General features: G+C 58.7%; 16 protein-coding genes, 1 tRNA gene and 1 riboswitch. Of the genes, 7 read left to right on the top strand and 10 right to left on the bottom strand.

The features are described from left to right. Positions 1–84: 84 nt before the first annotated feature. Genes sapA through AB5Y99_RS07855 form a run of 5 tightly spaced genes read left to right on the top strand, consistent with a single transcriptional unit; the run spans position 85 to position 5,389 of the window. On the top strand, positions 85–1,680 hold the full coding sequence (sapA, locus tag AB5Y99_RS07875) for an ABC transporter substrate-binding protein SapA (RefSeq protein ID WP_041202111.1): 1,596 nt from the start codon (positions 85–87) through the stop codon (positions 1,678–1,680). A gap of 2 nt (positions 1,681–1,682) precedes the next feature. Continuing rightward, on the top strand, positions 1,683–2,642 hold the full coding sequence (locus AB5Y99_RS07870; RefSeq protein ID WP_021231386.1) for an ABC transporter permease subunit: 960 nt from the start codon (positions 1,683–1,685) through the stop codon (positions 2,640–2,642). A gap of 35 nt (positions 2,643–2,677) precedes the next feature. Then, positions 2,678–3,571 carry an ABC transporter permease subunit gene (locus tag AB5Y99_RS07865; protein ID WP_042052893.1) on the top strand — a complete coding sequence of 298 codons (894 nt, stop codon included), beginning with the start codon at positions 2,678–2,680 and terminating at the stop codon, positions 3,569–3,571. After that, positions 3,571–4,569 carry an oligopeptide/dipeptide ABC transporter ATP-binding protein gene (locus AB5Y99_RS07860; RefSeq protein WP_005333679.1) on the top strand — a complete coding sequence of 333 codons (999 nt, stop codon included), beginning with the start codon at positions 3,571–3,573 and terminating at the stop codon, positions 4,567–4,569. Before AB5Y99_RS07865 ends, AB5Y99_RS07860 begins: the two co-directional genes overlap by 1 nt. Before the next feature lie 34 nt (positions 4,570–4,603). Then, positions 4,604–5,389, top strand: coding sequence for an ATP-binding cassette domain-containing protein (locus tag AB5Y99_RS07855; protein WP_201947927.1), 786 nt, complete (start codon positions 4,604–4,606; stop codon positions 5,387–5,389). A 105-nt stretch (positions 5,390–5,494) separates the two neighbouring features. Here AB5Y99_RS07855 and htpG read toward each other — a convergent pair whose 3' ends face one another. The 4 genes from htpG to AB5Y99_RS07835 all read right to left on the bottom strand — a co-directional run bounded on the left by htpG (position 5,495) and on the right by AB5Y99_RS07835 (position 9,037). Continuing rightward, complete coding sequence (htpG, locus tag AB5Y99_RS07850; protein ID WP_075115122.1) at positions 5,495–7,408, bottom strand: molecular chaperone HtpG; 1,914 nt, start codon at positions 7,406–7,408, stop codon at positions 5,495–5,497. A 164-nt stretch (positions 7,409–7,572) separates the two neighbouring features. Then, positions 7,573–8,175, bottom strand: coding sequence for a recombination mediator RecR (gene recR, locus AB5Y99_RS07845; protein WP_127006488.1), 603 nt, complete (start codon positions 8,173–8,175; stop codon positions 7,573–7,575). 184 nt (positions 8,176–8,359) lie between these two features. Further along, positions 8,360–8,447: transfer RNA gene (locus AB5Y99_RS07840), tRNA-Ser, on the bottom strand. 134 nt (positions 8,448–8,581) lie between these two features. Next, complete coding sequence (locus AB5Y99_RS07835; protein ID WP_005337119.1) at positions 8,582–9,037, bottom strand: YbjN domain-containing protein; 456 nt, start codon at positions 9,035–9,037, stop codon at positions 8,582–8,584. A gap of 158 nt (positions 9,038–9,195) precedes the next feature. Between AB5Y99_RS07835 and AB5Y99_RS07830 the strand changes: the two genes are divergently transcribed. Then, the gene (locus AB5Y99_RS07830) at positions 9,196–10,533 is read left to right on the top strand and encodes a flavohemoglobin expression-modulating QEGLA motif protein (RefSeq protein WP_368209305.1); all 1,338 of its coding nucleotides are present in this window, start codon (positions 9,196–9,198) and stop codon (positions 10,531–10,533) included. 80 nt (positions 10,534–10,613) lie between these two features. Here the strand turns inward: AB5Y99_RS07830 and AB5Y99_RS07825 are convergent, their stop codons facing one another. Continuing rightward, the gene (locus AB5Y99_RS07825) at positions 10,614–11,195 is read right to left on the bottom strand and encodes a thymidine kinase (protein WP_005351181.1); all 582 of its coding nucleotides are present in this window, start codon (positions 11,193–11,195) and stop codon (positions 10,614–10,616) included. A gap of 91 nt (positions 11,196–11,286) precedes the next feature. Then, positions 11,287–12,867 carry a Na+/H+ antiporter NhaC family protein gene (locus tag AB5Y99_RS07820; RefSeq protein ID WP_064337722.1) on the bottom strand — a complete coding sequence of 527 codons (1,581 nt, stop codon included), beginning with the start codon at positions 12,865–12,867 and terminating at the stop codon, positions 11,287–11,289. Between the two features lie 88 nt (positions 12,868–12,955). Beyond that, a riboswitch (Lysine riboswitch) is annotated at positions 12,956–13,127 on the bottom strand. A 302-nt stretch (positions 13,128–13,429) separates the two neighbouring features. Between AB5Y99_RS07820 and AB5Y99_RS07815 the strand changes: the two genes are divergently transcribed. Continuing rightward, positions 13,430–13,834, top strand: coding sequence for an H-NS family nucleoid-associated regulatory protein (locus AB5Y99_RS07815; RefSeq protein WP_279458703.1), 405 nt, complete (start codon positions 13,430–13,432; stop codon positions 13,832–13,834). A 69-nt stretch (positions 13,835–13,903) separates the two neighbouring features. Here the strand turns inward: AB5Y99_RS07815 and AB5Y99_RS07810 are convergent, their stop codons facing one another. From AB5Y99_RS07810 to queC, 4 genes are all read right to left on the bottom strand, one after another. Beyond that, positions 13,904–14,479, bottom strand: a complete 576-nt coding sequence (locus AB5Y99_RS07810) for a cob(I)yrinic acid a,c-diamide adenosyltransferase (RefSeq protein ID WP_005351171.1) — start codon at positions 14,477–14,479, stop codon at positions 13,904–13,906. Continuing rightward, entirely contained in the window at positions 14,476–14,706 is a 231-nt protein-coding gene (locus AB5Y99_RS07805) for a DUF3820 family protein (protein WP_368209303.1), read from the bottom strand. Before AB5Y99_RS07805 ends, AB5Y99_RS07810 begins: the two co-directional genes overlap by 4 nt. Before the next feature lies 1 nt (position 14,707). Continuing rightward, on the bottom strand, positions 14,708–15,379 hold the full coding sequence (gene queE, locus AB5Y99_RS07800) for a 7-carboxy-7-deazaguanine synthase QueE (protein ID WP_240533575.1): 672 nt from the start codon (positions 15,377–15,379) through the stop codon (positions 14,708–14,710). 61 nt (positions 15,380–15,440) lie between these two features. After that, positions 15,441–16,148, bottom strand: coding sequence for a 7-cyano-7-deazaguanine synthase QueC (gene queC / locus AB5Y99_RS07795; RefSeq protein WP_042013218.1), 708 nt, complete (start codon positions 16,146–16,148; stop codon positions 15,441–15,443). Positions 16,149–16,161: the final 13 nt, after the last annotated feature.

The raw sequence follows: 16,161 nt of genomic DNA, 5'->3' as shown, positions 1-16,161 counted from the left end.
AGCAACACGCCAGCCTTCGCGCTGGCACATTTGTATCAAAACGTGCGTACAAAACCCCTATAAGAACATGGTTCAACAATGAGAATGCTCACACCCTTGCTGCTGGGTCTGCTGGTGCTGGTCACCGGCTGCCAGAAGCAACCCGAGGCCTCCAAAACCGGACTCATCTATTGTGCTGAGGGATCCCCCCTCTCCTTCAATCCCCATGTTTCCAACTCCGGGGTGACACTGGATGCCAGTGCCCGTCCGCTCTACGACCGCCTGCTGGAGGTGAACCCCAACACCCTGGCGCTGGAGCCGGCGCTCGCCACCAACTGGCATGTCAGCGAGGATGGCCTCACCTATACCCTGACCCTGCGCAAGGGGGTGACGTTTCACCATACCCCCTGGTTCAAGCCCACCCGCACCTTCAATGCCGATGATGTGGTCTTTACCTATGCCCGTCAGCTTGACGAACAGCACCCCTATCACAATGTGTCCGGCGGCGATTACCCCTACTTCTACAGCCTGGGGCAAGATCTGCTGATCAAGCGGGTGAGCAAGAAGGGGCCGCAGACGGTAGTGTTCGAGCTGAACCAGCCGAACGCCTCCTTCCTCGCCACTCTGGCCAGCGACTATGCGGTGATCCTCTCCGCCGAATACGCCGAGCAGATGTTGCAGGCGGGCACGCCAGCCCTGCTGGATAGCCGCCCCATCGGCACCGGGCCGTTCAGCTTCAAGGAGTATCGCCACAACGAGTTCATTCGCTATCTGCGCCACCCCGGCTATTGGGGCGGCGATGCCAAGATTGAACAGCTGGTCTACGACATTACCCCCAAATCCGCCAAACGGCTGGCCAAGCTGCTGACCGGCGAGTGCGACGTGATGAGCACCCCTTCCGCCAGCCAGCTCTCGGTGATCAAGCAAAATCCGGCACTGAGCCTCTCGGTCCAGTCGGGGATGAACGTCGCCTTTTTGGCCCTCAATACCCGCAAGCCGCCGTTCAACAACGTCAAGGTGCGTCAGGCCATTGCCAGCGCCATCAATATCGACAACCTGCTGCAGGCGGTCTATTTCGATACCGGCCTGCCCGCCAACAGCCTGCTGCCGACCCTCTCATGGGGGTACAACCCCAGCCTGCCCGAGCGCAAACCCGATCTGAAACGGGCGCGCCAGCTGCTCAAGGAGGCGGGTCTGGAGAAAGGGTTCGAGATGCAGGTGCTGGTACAACCGGACGCCCGCCCCTACAACCCGGATGCGGTCAAGACCGCCCAGCTGATCCGCAGCGATCTGGCCAAGGTCGGGATCAAGCTCAAGATCGTGCAACGGGAGTGGCCGGTGATCGAAGGCCGCCTCACCAAGGGGCAGTACGACAGTCTGCTCTCCGGCTGGATTGCCGACAACGCCGATCCGGACAACTTCTTCCGCCAGCTGCTGAGCTGCTCGGCAGTGGAGCGCGGCAACAACTACAGCCGCTGGTGTAGCCCGGCCTTCGATCAGTTGCTGGATGATGCTGTCACCACGCCCCAGCTCTCGTTCCGGCTGCGTAACTACTACTATGCCCAGACCCTGCTTAACGAACAGCTGCCGCTGATCCCGCTGGCGCACGCCTTGCGTACCCAGGTCAGCCGCAGCGACATCGAGGGGCTGACGCTTATGCCCTTTGGCGGCACCTCCTTCAACCAGGCTCACAGGGAGTAAGCATGCTTCTATACACCTTGCGCCGCATCAACCTGCTGCTCATCACCCTGCTGGCGCTGACCTTTGTCGCCTATCTGCTGGACTATCGGCTGATCGGCAATCAGCTCAGCTTCTGGAGCGGCTACCCCGATTTCCTGCGCCGCATTTTCGCAGGCGATCTGGGGCTCTCCAGCGTCTCCGGGCTGCCGGTGCTGGACGAGATCCGCCACTACTTCCCGGCAACCCTGATCCTCTGTCTGGCGGCGTTCGCCATCTCACTGCTGGTGGGCATTCCTCTCGGAACCCTGGCGGCCCTGTCACAGGGCAAGACGCTGGATCTCTCCATCATGACTGCCGGTCTTATCGGCTATGCGGTGCCGGTGTTCTGGCTGGCGCTGTTGGTAGTGATGCTCTTTTCGCTGGATCTCGGCTGGCTGCCGGCGTCGGGCCAGATCAGCCTGCTCTACGATGTGCCCCCCATTACCGGCATCGCGGTGATCGATGTGCTGCTCAGCAACGAACCCTGGCGGCAAGCGGCGCTGCACGATGCCCTGCGCCACCTCATTCTCCCGTCACTGGTGCTGGCGGTGGTGCCCACCACCGAGGTGATCCGCCATGTGCGCAGCTCCCTCATCGACGTGATGAAGCAGAACTACATCAAGGCGGCGGCGAGCCGGGGCCTTTCCAAGGCGCAGATCGTCTGGCGCCATGGTCTGAAGAACGCCCTGCCGCCGGTACTGCCGCTGCTGGGTCTGCAACTGGGTAGCGTGCTCACCTCCGCCATGATCACCGAGGTGGTGTTCGAGTGGCACGGGATCGGCCGCTGGCTTATCAGCAGCATCGCCCTGCAGGATTACGCCGCCATTCGCGGCGCGACCCTGGTGGTGGCCAGTTTCGTGATCCTGACCAGCGTCAGCACCGAGTTGCTGACCACCCTTATCTATCCGGCACGGCGCAAAGAGTTGTATGCCAAACAAGATTGAACGCGCTCATGGCGTGACCAGGAGCCAGGTATCCTATGCAAGATAAATCGAACATCTATCCCGAGCTCAAGATCCTCTCGCCCCTTGAGCAGACGTGGGCCTCCTACAGCCGCAATCCGTTGGCAATGGCGGGGCTATGGTGCTTTTTGCTGTTGCTGCTCATCACGCTGGTGGGGCCGCTGGTCGTTCCCTACGGCATCGATGAACAGCACACCGACAAGCTGCTGCTCGCCCCCTCCTGGGCGGCGACCGGCAACATCGACTACTTCCTCGGCACCGACGATCTGGGGCGCGACATGCTCTCCCGGCTGGTGGTAGGGGCGCGCCTCACTTTCGGTTATGCGCTGGTCGTAGTAGTGATCGCCATGGTGGTGGGTTCCGCCATCGGCATCCTCGGCGGCATGAGCAAGGGGCTCAAGTCGAGCGTACTGCACCACCTGCTCGATACCCTGCTCTCCATCCCCTCGCTGCTGATGGCCATCATCATGGTCGCCATCATGGGGCCGGGTTTTGGCAATACCCTGATAGCCATTACCCTGGCGTTGATCCCGCCCTTTATCCGGGCCACCTACAACGCAGTACATGCCGAGATGCAGAAGGAGTACATCACCGCCAGCCGCCTCGATGGCTCGCCCCCCTTGCGGATCATGCGGCTGGCTATTTTGCCCAACATTGTCGAAACCCTGGTGGCCCAGACCACCCGCACCTTGTCGGCGGCCATTCTCGATATCTCGGCGGTCGGTTTTCTCGGCCTCGGCGCCCAATCTCCCCAACCGGAGTGGGGCACCATGCTGGCCGATTCGAGCGACCTCATCTATCTCGCCCCCTGGACCGTCACCCTGCCCGGCATCGCCATCCTGTTCAGCGTGCTGGTGACCAATTTAGTTGGTGAAGGCATTCGCGAAGCACTCAAAGAGGGGAATGACTGATGCCGCTGCTCGATATTCGCAATCTCACCATCGAGATCGACACCCCGCAAGGCAAGGTCAAGGCGGTGGACAAGGTGAGCCTGACCCTGACCGAGGGGGAGATCCGCGGTCTGGTGGGTGAATCCGGCTCAGGTAAAAGTCTGATCGCCAAGGTGATCGTCGGCATCGAGAAGGACAACTGGACGGTTCGTGCCGACCGGATGCGCTTCAACGACATGGATCTGCTGACCATGGCCCCCAAGGAGCGCCGTCGCATCATGGGCCGCGAGATCGCCATGATCTTCCAGGACCCCATCAGCTGTCTCGACCCCTCCGAGGAGATCGGCACCCAGCTGGAAGAGGCGATCCCGACCGATTCGTTCGAGGGACAATTCTGGCAGCGCTTCCAGTGGCGCAAGAAGAAGGCCATCGCCCTGCTGCACCGGGTAGGCGTCAAGGATCACCGCAAGGTGATGCGCGCCTATCCCCACGAGCTGTCGGATGGCATGTGCCAGAAGGTGATGATCGCCATGGCCATTGCCAACCAGCCGCGTCTGCTGGTAGCCGACGAGCCCACCAGCGCCATGGAGTCCACCACCCACTCCCAGATCCTGCGACTGCTGGACAAGATGAACAAGCTGGGTAATACCACCATCCTGATCATCAGTAACGATATCGCCGCCATCGCCAATCTGACTGATACCATCAACGTGATGTATTGCGGCCAGATGGTGGAAGTGGGCACCCGGGAGCAGATCCTCGAAACCCCGCATCACCCCTATACCGATGCCCTGCTCAAATCGATCCCCGACTTTGACAAGCTGGTGCGCCACAAGTCGCGCCTCGAGACCCTGCCCGGCGTCATCCCGCCGCTGCAACACCTGCCCATCGGCTGCCGTCTGGGGCCGCGCTGCCCCTACGCCCAGAAGCAGTGCGTGCAAACTCCGTTGATGAACAAGATCAAGGGCCATCAGTTCAGCTGCCACTTCCCGCTGAACATGGAGGAGCCCAAAAAATGATGACCGTTAATGCCCCCATGAAGGAGCCCCGCTTGTGATCGAGCCATCCCTGTTGCAGGTCAGAGGCCTTAGCAAAACCTACCAGAACCGTACCGGTCTGTTTCGTCGTCAGGCGGTAGAGGCGATCAAGCCCCTCTCGTTTGACCTCGAAGTGGGCCAGACCCTCGCCATCGTCGGCGAGGCAGGCTCCGGCAAGAGCACCCTCGCCCGCATTCTGGCTGGCATGATCGAACCCACCAGCGGCGACATCGCCATCGACGGCCAGCTGATGGTGCATGGCGATTACCAGACTCGCTGCAAACTGCTGCGGATGATTTTTCAGGATCCCAACACCTCGCTGAACCGCAAGATCCGGGTCGGCCAGATCCTGGAAACCCCGCTGCGTCTCAACACCGAGATGACCGAGGAGGAGCGCCGCGAGAAGGTGGTGCAAACCCTGCGCATGGTGGGGATGCTGCCGGACCACTCCCTGTTTTATCCGCAGATGCTCTCCTCCGGTCAGCAACAGCGGGTGGCGCTGGCACGCGCGCTGATCCTCAACCCCAAGATCGTGGTGGCCGATGAGGCGCTCTCCACCCTGGATATCTCGGTGCGCTCCCAGATCATCAACCTGCTGCTGGAGATGCAGGAGACCATGGGGCTGAGCTATGTGCTGGTAGCCAACGATTTGGGCATCGTCAGCCATATCAGCGACGAGGTGCTGGTGATGCACGAAGGTCGGGTGGTGGAGCGCGGCAAGACTCTCAAGGTGTTTGCCGATCCCCAGCATGAGGTGACTCGCCGTCTCATCCAGAACTACAACAACGAATACCGTAAATAGAGAGGCGCTGGCCGCTTCCCTTGCCGCTGTGTTTCGCCGAGCTCACTCGGCGAGATCAAAAAAGCCCACTGCATGCAGTGGGCTTTCTGTTACCGGCGTTGCTGCTTAGGCTTGCAGCAGCAGACGGTTGATGCGGGAGACGAAGCTCGCCGGATCGTTCAGCCCGCCCTGCTCGGCCAGCTGGGCCTGTTCGTGCAGCAGGGTGACCCACTCACCGAATAGAGCCTCGTCTTCAATGGTGTCGAGTTTCTTCACCAGCGCGTGATCAGGGTTGAGCTCCAGAATGTACTTCTGCTCCGGTACCGGCTGGCCGGCCGCGCGCATCAGCTTGATCATCTGGGTGCTCATACCGTAGGCGTCGGTGACGATGCATGAGGGGGAGTCGGTCAGACGGTGGGTGACACGCACCTCTTTCACTGCATCGCCCAGGCTCTTCTTGACCCGCTCCACCAGACCGGCGTTGGCCTTTTCGGCCTCTTCCTGGGCCTGCTTGGAGGCTTCGTCTTCCAGATCGCCGAGATCCAGTTCGCCACGGGTGACGGAGATAAGCTGCTTGCCGTCGAACTCGGTCAGGTGGCTCATCAGCCACTCGTCCACGCGCTCCCACATCAGCAGCACTTCGACACCCTTCTTGCGGAAGATCTCGAGGTGCGGGCTGTTCTTGGCAGCGGCATAGGAGTCAGCAGTGATGTAGTAGATCTTCTGCTGGCCTTCCTTCATGCGACCAACGTAATCCTCGAGAGAGACGGTCTGGGCTTCGCCCTCGCCCGCGGTGCTGGCAAAGCGCAGGAGCTTGGCGATCTCTTCGCGGTTGGCGTAATCCTCGGCCGGGCCCTCTTTGAGCACGTTACCGAACTCTTTCCAGAATTTGGCGTACTTCTCGGCATCGTCTTTCGCCAGCTTGGAGAGCATGGTCAGCACGCGCTTGGAGCAAGCCTTGCGCAGAGAGGCGGTCACCTTGTTGTCCTGCAGGATTTCACGGCTGACGTTGAGCGGCAGATCGTTGGAGTCCAGCACCCCTTTGACGAAGCGCAGGTAGGTCGGCATAAACTGCTCGGCGTCGTCCATGATGAAGACGCGCTGCACGTAGAGCTTCAGACCGTGCTTCTGCTCGCGGTTGTAGAGGTCGAACGGTGCGCGGGCCGGTACGTAGAGCAGGCTGGTGTACTCCTGCGCCCCTTCCACCCGGTTGTGACCCCACAGCAGCGGATCTTCAAAGTCGTGGGCGACGTGCTTGTAGAACTCCTGATACTCCTCGTCCTTGATATCTTTCGGGTTGCGGGTCCACAGTGCAGTGGCGCGGTTGACCTGTTCCCACTCGCCCGGGGTGCCGACGATGGTCTCGCCATCCTCTTCCCGATCCGGGGTACCCTCTTTGAACATCTCCACCGGTACGCTGATGTGATCGGAATATTTGCCCACCACGGAGCGCAGACGCCAGTCGTCGAGGAACTCGTCCTCTTCGGCACGCAGGTGCAGGATGACATCGGTACCGCGACCCTCTTTGGTCACATCAGCGACGGTGAAGGAGCCTTCCCCTTCCGATTCCCACTGTACGCCCTGCTCCGGAGCAGTACCGGCGGCGCGGGAGACCACTGTCACCTTGTCGGCCACGATAAAGGCGGAGTAGAAGCCGACCCCGAACTGACCGATCAGCTGGGAGTCACGTCCCTGATCGCCGGAGAGGTTTTTGAAGAATTCTGCGGTGCCGGACTTGGCGATGGTACCCAGGTGCTCAATCACCTGATCGCGGGTCATACCGATCCCGTTATCGGAGATGGTCAGGGTACGCTTCTCTTTGTCCACCACCAGACGCACACGCAACTGGCCGTCGTTTTCGAACAAAGAGGCATCGGAAAGCGCCTTGAAGCGCAGCTTGTCCGCCGCATCGGATGCGTTGGAGATCAGCTCGCGCAGGAATACTTCTTTGTTGGAGTAGAGGCTGTGAGCCATCAGGCTCAGCAGTTGTTTGACTTCAGTCTGAAAGCCGTGGGTTTCGGCATGAACACTTTGGGTCATGGACCAATCCTCAGAAACATCGGGTTGAACATATGCCCAACCTAGATGGGGACAGCGATCCAAATATCAAGGGGGCGAATGTGCAATCCTGCTCATTCGCCCCCTGTTGGCGTGTAACCGCCGATTTTATGTTCAGTTTTTCGCGACTTGCCGCCACCCGCCCCTTACTTGAGGCGCTGGCGCCCCATTAGGGAGTGGGAGAGCGTGGTGCCATCCACCAGCTCCAGCTCACCCCCTACCGGCACCCCGTGGGCGATGCGGCTCACCTCTACCCCGGCATGACGGGCCATGTCGGCGATATACCAGGCGGTGGCATCCCCTTCAATGGTGGGATTGGTGGCGAGGATCAGCTCACTGATGTGCTCTTCCTTTAGACGGCGCTCGAGAATATCGAGCCCCAGCTCCTCCGGGCCGATGCCGTCGAGCGGCGACAGATGGCCCATCAGCACAAAGTAACGACCGGAAAACTGACCGGTCTGTTCGATAGCGGCCACGTCCGCCGGGCTCTCCACCACGCAGAGCAAACCATTCTCTTCCCGCTTGGGATTGGCGCAGATATCGCAGCGATCGTTCTCGGTAAAGGTGCGGCAGTGGCTGCAGTGGCCAATCTCGGTCAGGGCGCGAGAGAGCAGCTGGGCCAACCGCAAACCGCCGCTGCGCTCACGCTCGAGCAGGGTAAAGGCCATCCGCTGGGCAGACTTGGGCCCCACCCCAGGCAATACCTGCAGGGCTTTCATCATCTCATCGAGCAGGGGACTGAACTTCATAACACTCCTTACACAGGCCTGCCCCTCGCCACCACCAGGGCCACGACGGGTCAGCAAAACAGGATAACGCCATTGGCGCAGGACTATACCCGAGCCCGCCGCCCATCGCCATCGGCTTGCCCACAGAGCCCGCTAAAACCCGGATAGCAAAAAGCCCCGATGTTTCCATCAGGGCTTTGCAATTTGGCGGTGAGGGAGGGATTCGAACCCTCGATACGTTGCCGTATACACACTTTCCAGGCGTGCTCCTTCAGCCACTCGGACACCTCACCAAATTTTGGTCTGTGGTTTAACGTGTTCAGCCAACACGGTGTTCGCTGCGCTGTTGCGCTGGAACGGGGCGTAATTTAGGGGAAAGCCCCGCCCGCGTCAACGGCTTTTTTCACCTGGCGAACCGTTCGAACACTTAATGCACAGATTCCGGTGCAACCTGGATTTCCGGCAGGTTGAGGAAACCGGAACGTTCGCATTCGGCAACCAGTTCGTGGGTGGCAGCGATGGTGCTTTGCACGAACAACAGGAACTGCTCGACGCTGAGTCCGGCCTTGGTAAAGACGGTGTGGCCGACCACCAGCCGCGGCAGGTTGTCATCGATGATATCGAGGAACACCTTGAGGGAGGGGTACTGCATATTGAGTCGGCCCAGTTCGGCAACCAGCGGCAGCATTGCGGAGGGGCGCACTTCCAGCTCGGAGGAGAACAGCAGGCCTTCCTCTTCCACGAAGATCCGGCTCTCCTGAATACCATCGACCGACTGCAAAGAGACAATGTGGATACCGTGACACTGGTCGCAGACATAGTGCTCGATACGAGCCTGTTGCAACCAACGCATTATCATTTCGGAGCTGGGGATATTCATCATTTCCACGACAAGATTGGGATCAAGGGGCGCAGTCTAAACCAATTTGCTATCAACAAAAAGCACGCCAACCCGATAACCCTGCGGCTCGCTTCTTTTTGGCAAGCGCTATGCATATACTCAGCCAAATCCACGATGACGCTTGCCCCACAGGGGGCCCCATGACTATCCAAGAAAAGTATCGCCTTCATCTGAAATCACTCTCGGATGAGCTGCTCACCCTGCAAAAACCCATCCGCATTCTGGATGCCATCAAATGGCCACGCCATCTGCAGGATCGCTTTCTGGCAAGCGGTGGCAGGGAGCTGCCCGCTATCGACAGGCACTTCTATGATGCCCTCCCCATCGGCTTCGATCCGCGCAACAAGTATCTGGAGCTCAAGGAGCTGCGGGACCGGATCCGCAGAAAACTGGGGCCACAGGACGATCTAGGGCGGATCCTGCAAGAGACGGTCGATCAGTACATGGTGGTGATCGAGATGCTGCGCCAGCGCGGCCAACCCGATTTTCAGCGTTACAGCCAGCTGCTTTATGGCTCTGCCAGCGATCACCTGCGCGGGGATCGCAAGACTCTCAAGGAGCTGGGCGCCCGCCTGTGCGATATCTTCTCCCTGCCCGGCGCCCGCCATCTGGTGCGCCCCTACCCCAAGGAGTTCGAAGGAGAGGCCGCGGTCACCAAACTGCAGGGCAAGCTGTCGAGCTACTTCAGTGACGGCACTGTGCAGGTGAAGCTGAGCGATGGGATTGTCTCCGATGCCGCTGCCGGTGGCGACTACATCAAGCTCAACTCCCACGCCCGTTTCTCCGAGCTGGATTTGCAGGTACTGGAGGTACACGAGGGGTGGGTCCATGTCGGCACCACCCTCAACGGTCGCCAGCAGCCTTATGCCACCTGGCTGAGCGCCGGTTCACCGCGGATCACCGCCTGTCAGGAGGGGCTGGCCGTTCTGATAGAGACCCTCACCTTCAGCTCCTTTCCGGATCGGGCCAAGCGCATCTCCGATCGGGTGATGGCCATCGACATGGCCGAGCGCGGCGCCGATTTTATCGAGGTGTTTAAGCACTTCGTACAGCAGGGCACCAGCGAGCACGACGCCTACAAGATCACCCAGCGGGTCTTTCGTGGCGGCATGGTGGACGGCGGCGCCTGCTTTACCAAGGATCTCTCCTACGTGCGTGGCTATGTGGAGACGGTCAACTTTATCCGCAGCGCCGTGCTGGAAGGGGTGCCCGAGATCCTGCCGATGCTGTTTGTCGGCAAGGTGACACTGGATGACATTCCGGTGCTCTATCAGCACTATCTGGAGGGGCTGATCGCCGCTCCCCGCTATTTGCCGCCGATGTTTCGCGATCTCACCGGCCTCTATGTCTGGTTCGGTTTTGCCTCCGGCATGTCGCTGGTGGATATCGGCCGGGTACAGCACCATTTTCGCCAGCTATTTCAACGCCTGCCGGTGGCAGACCCCATCATTGCGCCGGTGGATATCGAGATAGACTGAACCACAGCGATAGAAGTTGGGGAAAATAAAAAGAGCGCCAGATTGGCGCCCTTCTCGACGATTCAAATATCGCAGCCGACTTACTTGTAGGCCCGACCTTCGAGATAGTGTTTGCGACAGAGTGACACATAGCGATCGTTGCCACCGATCTCCACCTGTTCGCCATCACGCATCACCTGCCCCGCTTCATTGACCCGGGAGTTCATGTGAGCCTTGTTGCCACACCAGCAGATGCTCTTCAGCTCTTCAAACTTGTCGGCCAGACAGAGCAGATGGTAGGAGCCTGGGAACAGCTCGCCGCGAAAATCGGTCTTGAGGCCATAGGCCATCACCGGAATATCCTGCTCATCGACGATGCGGGCCAGCTGGTAGACCTGCTCACGGGTCAGGAACTGGGCCTCGTCCACGATGAAAACATCGATATGTTTCTTCGCATGGCGCGCTTTCACCATTTCAAACAGATCGCAGCTGTCGCTGAACACGTCCACCTTCAGTTCAAGGCCTACCCGTGCACTGATCACCCCGACCCCGAAACGGTCATCGATGGCTGGCGTCATCGCCAGAGGATGCATGCCCCGCTCCAGATAGTTGAAGTGCGCCTGAATGAGCTGGGTGGATTTGCCTGAATTCATGGTGGCAAATTTGTAGTGCAGTGAAGCCATGATACTGTTCCGAAACTGAATTTATGGGGCGCATGCTAACCAAAGCCCCTGACAAAACCAAGGGGCCCGCGGGCCCCTTGCTCTATAAATGTTACGCGGTGGCCAACACTGGCCGCGCTTTGGCCTTTTTCAGGTGATAGCCGGTAAAGAGCACGAACCAGAGGGCACTGACACTGAAACCGGCCAGGCTGGAGTGCATCAAGCCCATCGCCAGGTAACCGATGGCCGCGCCGAAGGCGATGGCCAGTGCATAGGGCAGCTGGGTCATCACGTGATCGATGTGATGGCAACCGGCACCGGTAGCAGAGAGGATGCTGGTGCTGGAGATGGGTGAGCTGTGATCCCCGAACACCGAGCCAGCCAGTACCGCAGCCAGCATCGGCAGCATCAGGCTGATGTCGCTGGCGGCGGCCATGTCACCGGCTAGCGGCAGCATGATGCCGAAGGTACCCCAACTGGTGCCGGTAGCAAACGCCATGGCACAGGAGAGGATAAAAACCACGGCAGGCAGCACTTCGATCGGCAGGTTACCGTTAGCCAGCGAAGCCAGATACTTGCCGGTCTCAACGTCGCGCACCACGGCACCGATGGTCCAGGCAAACAGCAGGATGTTGATGGCTGGCAGCATGGCCATGACGCCTTGTGGAGCGGCCTTGATCCAGTTCTTGGCACCCAGCTTCAGGCGCATCGCCAGACCGATGGAGACCACCAGACTGCACAGGGCACCGTAGACCAGCGAAGAGCCGACGTTGGTATTTTCGAACGAACCGAGCACGCTAAACGGCAGCCCTTTCTCGCTCAGCACCGCAGCACCGGAATCGATCATAAAATAGATGGTGGCGGCGGTCAGGGTCAGGATCGGCAGTACCATGTCGATCATGCCGCCGTTGCTCTCCTCCGGGCTCTCCATATCCAGACCGATGGGGCGGCCCTTGGACTCATCCCACAGCTTGCCTTCCAGCGCCCACGCTTCGTGTTGACGCATCGGGCCGATATCGAGTTGGAATGCAATCACCACCAGCACCATGATCAGGGTGAAGACGGCGTAGAGGTTCATCGGGATCATCTCGACAAATGCCGCGATGGGGCTCTGTTCGGTCAGACCGTGGGCCGCCATGATGCCGCCCACCAGGGCGATGATATAGGCGCCCCAGGAGGAGATGGGCATCAGCACGCAGACCGGCGCCGCGGTGGAGTCCAGCAGATAGGCCAGTTTGGCACGGGAGATCTGGAAGCGGTCGGTGACCGGACGGCAGATTGCCCCCACCGACAGGCTGTGGAAGAAGTCATCGATAAAGAAGGCAAACACCATCATGCCAGTCAGGGCTTTGGCGCCCTTGCGGGTCTTGGCACGACGCTCGGCCCACTCGGCAAAGGCACGGGTCGCCCCGGAGACGCTCATCAGGCTGATGAGGCCGCCCAGCAGCAGCATAAACAGGATCATGTTGACGTTGTCACGATTGAGCGCACCATCGACCCAGAAGATCTTGAGCACGGTATTCAACATGTAATGCAGGGATTCGAGGGGCGAAAACTGATTGAGCAGCAAACTGCCGGTGACGATGCCCACACCAAGGGACAACAGTACGCGGCGGGTTAGGATCGCCAGCGCGACAGCCAACAGGGGGGGAAGAACGGACCAACCGGAGTCGGCGAAATGACTAATGTCCATGATCTCTTTGCACCTAAAGATTACAGGTGGAGATCTACCGAGAGGATCTAAAGAAACAAAACCTATGGGGAGGTTATACTCCTCAGCCCCTTCAGGTAGCGCTCCATAGTGGATGACTATGGCAGTCCTGCACCTATTAGATGCAGAACCAGCAGCCCGGTATGATGGCCTGGCCACTTCGGCGCTGACTCCTTTCCTTGTGCATCACAGGCATCACCCTCCGCACAAATACTCATAGGCAGCGCGCCTCTACTTAAAGGTATTCGCCGCACATTTTATCGAGATGGCAGCTTATAGCAAGTTTTTTGATTAAATAGTCATGATAAACATATCAAGGTCGAAAAATGGTAGTCAAATGATGCAACAACGCCTGTTTTGACGCTATTTTCACCTACTGCGGTTTCATTGGCATCCAATCTCCAAGCCTATTGCAGGCCATATTAAATATCTGTATTGATGTTCCCCACGGATATTATATTTAACCCGGCTTGACTTATTTAAATCGCCAAGCAAGAATCAGCTGGAACATAATATTTTTCTCTGACTCGACGTGGTAACTCCTATGAATGAATTTTTAAAGGTACTGCTTAATATCCGCAGTCTGCGTGCGACCTGCCGCGAACTTTCTCTGGAACAACTGGAAGAGGCACTGGAAAAACTCTCTGCGATCGTTGCTGAGCGTCAGCAGGATGAAGCTGCCGAGCGTCAGGCCCGTGAAGAGCATCTGCGGAAAATTAACGAATATAGCGAAATGCTGAAAGCAGCCGGTATTGACCCGGCCGAGCTGGTCAATGCCGTTGCAACAACATCTGGCAAGACCGAAAAAACAAAGCGGGCGCCACGTCCTGCCAAATATCGCTATCAGGATAATGGCGTAGAGAAAACCTGGACCGGCCAGGGCCGTATGCCTTCGGCTATTGCCAGCGCAGTGGCAACAGGCAAATCACTGGAAGATTTTGCTATCTGACAGCGCTTGCGTTACGAATAAAAAACCTCGCTAGGGCGAGGTTTTTTATTGCCGCTTAAATATGACACATCAGATAGCCGATTGCGGGCGATCTGCTGCCTTGACCCACAGCACTTCACGATCCCCTGCCACGCAGATGAGATAGCGGGCAACGGTAAAGAACCAGTCACTCATCCGGTTCAGATAGGGCAGCACCTCGGGATTGACCCGCTCTTCCCGGCTCAATGTCAGCAGCAAGCGCTCGCAATGACGCACCAGAGTACGCACCACATGTGCTTGCGCCGCGGCACGGGAACCACCGGGCAATATAAATTGGCGCAGCGGCGGCAATGGCTCACTATAACGATCTATCTGCTGTTCAAGGCGAGTGGTCCAGGCGGCATTAACTTGCCAAATTGATTCATTCTGGGCGTCGCTGGAGAATGCCAACTCCCCCCCCAGATCAAACAACTCCTGTTGCAACAGCTGTAAATCAGCCAATAAACCGATCTCTTGCGACGGCACATCACAAATCAGCAAGCCAATATGGGAGTTGAGCTCATCGATATAACCGTAGGTCTCGACCCGCAAATGATCCTTTGGCAACTGGATACCATCGGCCAGCCGGGTCATGCCCTTATCGCCCTGCCTCGTATATATTCTCATACCGACATCCTGTTAATAATGGGAATAATCATGGACTCAAGTCCATTGAGTTTGATTTCGTAAGCCAACGCCAGCGTCTGGCCCAATTTACCCTCCGGAAAACCGCTGCGCGCCATCCACACCAGATAGGGCTCGGGAATATCGATGATACACCGCCCCTGATATTTACCGTAAGGCATCTTGTTGGTCAGAGTCAGCAGCACCTGTTCGTCGGATAGCCAATCCATATTAATCAATATCCAGATATTTATGAGTCTGGATAGAGAGCCGCCAGTTACGCGCGATACAGGTATCCATCGCCAATTGGGTGGCCCTGGGCTTCTGGCTGATCGGCTGCAAGGCAATGACCACATCAGGGCGCAGGGTAGCAGTAGCGAGCAGCGCATCCAGCTCTTCAATATGGTGCTCGGTGGCCACCGGATGCTTGATCTCGTTGGCACGCTCCAGCGCCGAGACCAGCACAGGCAGCCCCCCTTTCATACCGATCTTGGGGGAGACTGTTACCCAGGTCTGCTCATGGGTTTTGATTTCGCTGGTGCCACTGGTTTCAATCTGCACCTGATAACCCGCCGCCAGCAGGGCTGACGAGAGTTCGTGCAGATCGTAGAGGCAGGGCTCGCCACCGGTGATCACCACATGGCGCGCCTGATAACCCAGGTCGGTAAAGCTCTTGATAATCTGCGCGCTGCTAAGTTGGCTCCAACAATCGGATTCGTTGGAGCGATCCAGCACCGCCGCCTTGCCCACTTCACGAGCCGGATCAACAACCCAAGTATGACGTGTATCGCACCAGGGGCAGCCCACCGGGCAACCCTGCAGGCGAACAAAGATGGCGGGCAGGCCGGTAAAGATGCCCTCCCCCTGGATGGTCTGGAAAATCTCGTTGATTGGGTAGTGCATCTCGATCACGGCTTGTTGCAAAAGTCGCGGATTATACCCCAAGCCACGGCAAGACGCAGGCTCACTCTGCGCTTTTCTCACCCAGCCCGGTTTTCTCAAACAGTCTGGCCATGATGCCCGCCTTGTCGGCCAGATAGTTGTTCAGGCCGCGACTGCGCAGTTCACACGCAGGACACGTGCCGCAACCGTCACCGGCAATGCCGTTGTAGCAGGTCAGGGTCTGCTGGCGCACCGTGTCGAGGTGACCATAGTGATCCGCCAGTGCCCAGGTCTCGGCCTTGTCGAGCCACATCAAGGGAGTTTCAAAACGGATGCCGCGATCCAGCCCCAGCGACACCGCCTGATTGAGGGCCTTGACAAACTCGTCACGGCAATCGGGATAGCCGGAGAAGTCGGTCTCGCAGACACCGGTGATCACCGCTTCGGCGCCCACCTGATAGGCATAGATGGAAGCCAGGGTCAGGAACAGGATATTGCGACCCGGCACGAAGGTGTTGGGTAGGCCATTATCCTGCAGCTCGCAGCTGACCGGGATGTCGTCACGGGTCAGGGCAGAGACCGCCAGCTCATTGAGCAGCGTCACATCCATCACCTTGTGGGCGGCGATCCCCAGAGCACTGCCCAGACGACGCGCGGTGTCGATCTCTTCCCGATGGCGCTGGCCATAGTCGAAGGTGATGGCGTGCACTTCATCATACTGAGCCAATGCCTGTACCAGACAGGTGGTGCTGTCCTGACCGCCACTGAAAACCACGACTGCTTTTTTCATCTTGATAACTCCT

Origin of the sequence: Aeromonas sp. R4-2, from assembly GCF_040908295.1 — a bacterium.
GTDB classification, from domain to species: domain Bacteria; phylum Pseudomonadota; class Gammaproteobacteria; order Enterobacterales; family Aeromonadaceae; genus Aeromonas; species Aeromonas veronii.
This window is presented reverse-complemented; position numbering and strand designations above follow the sequence as displayed.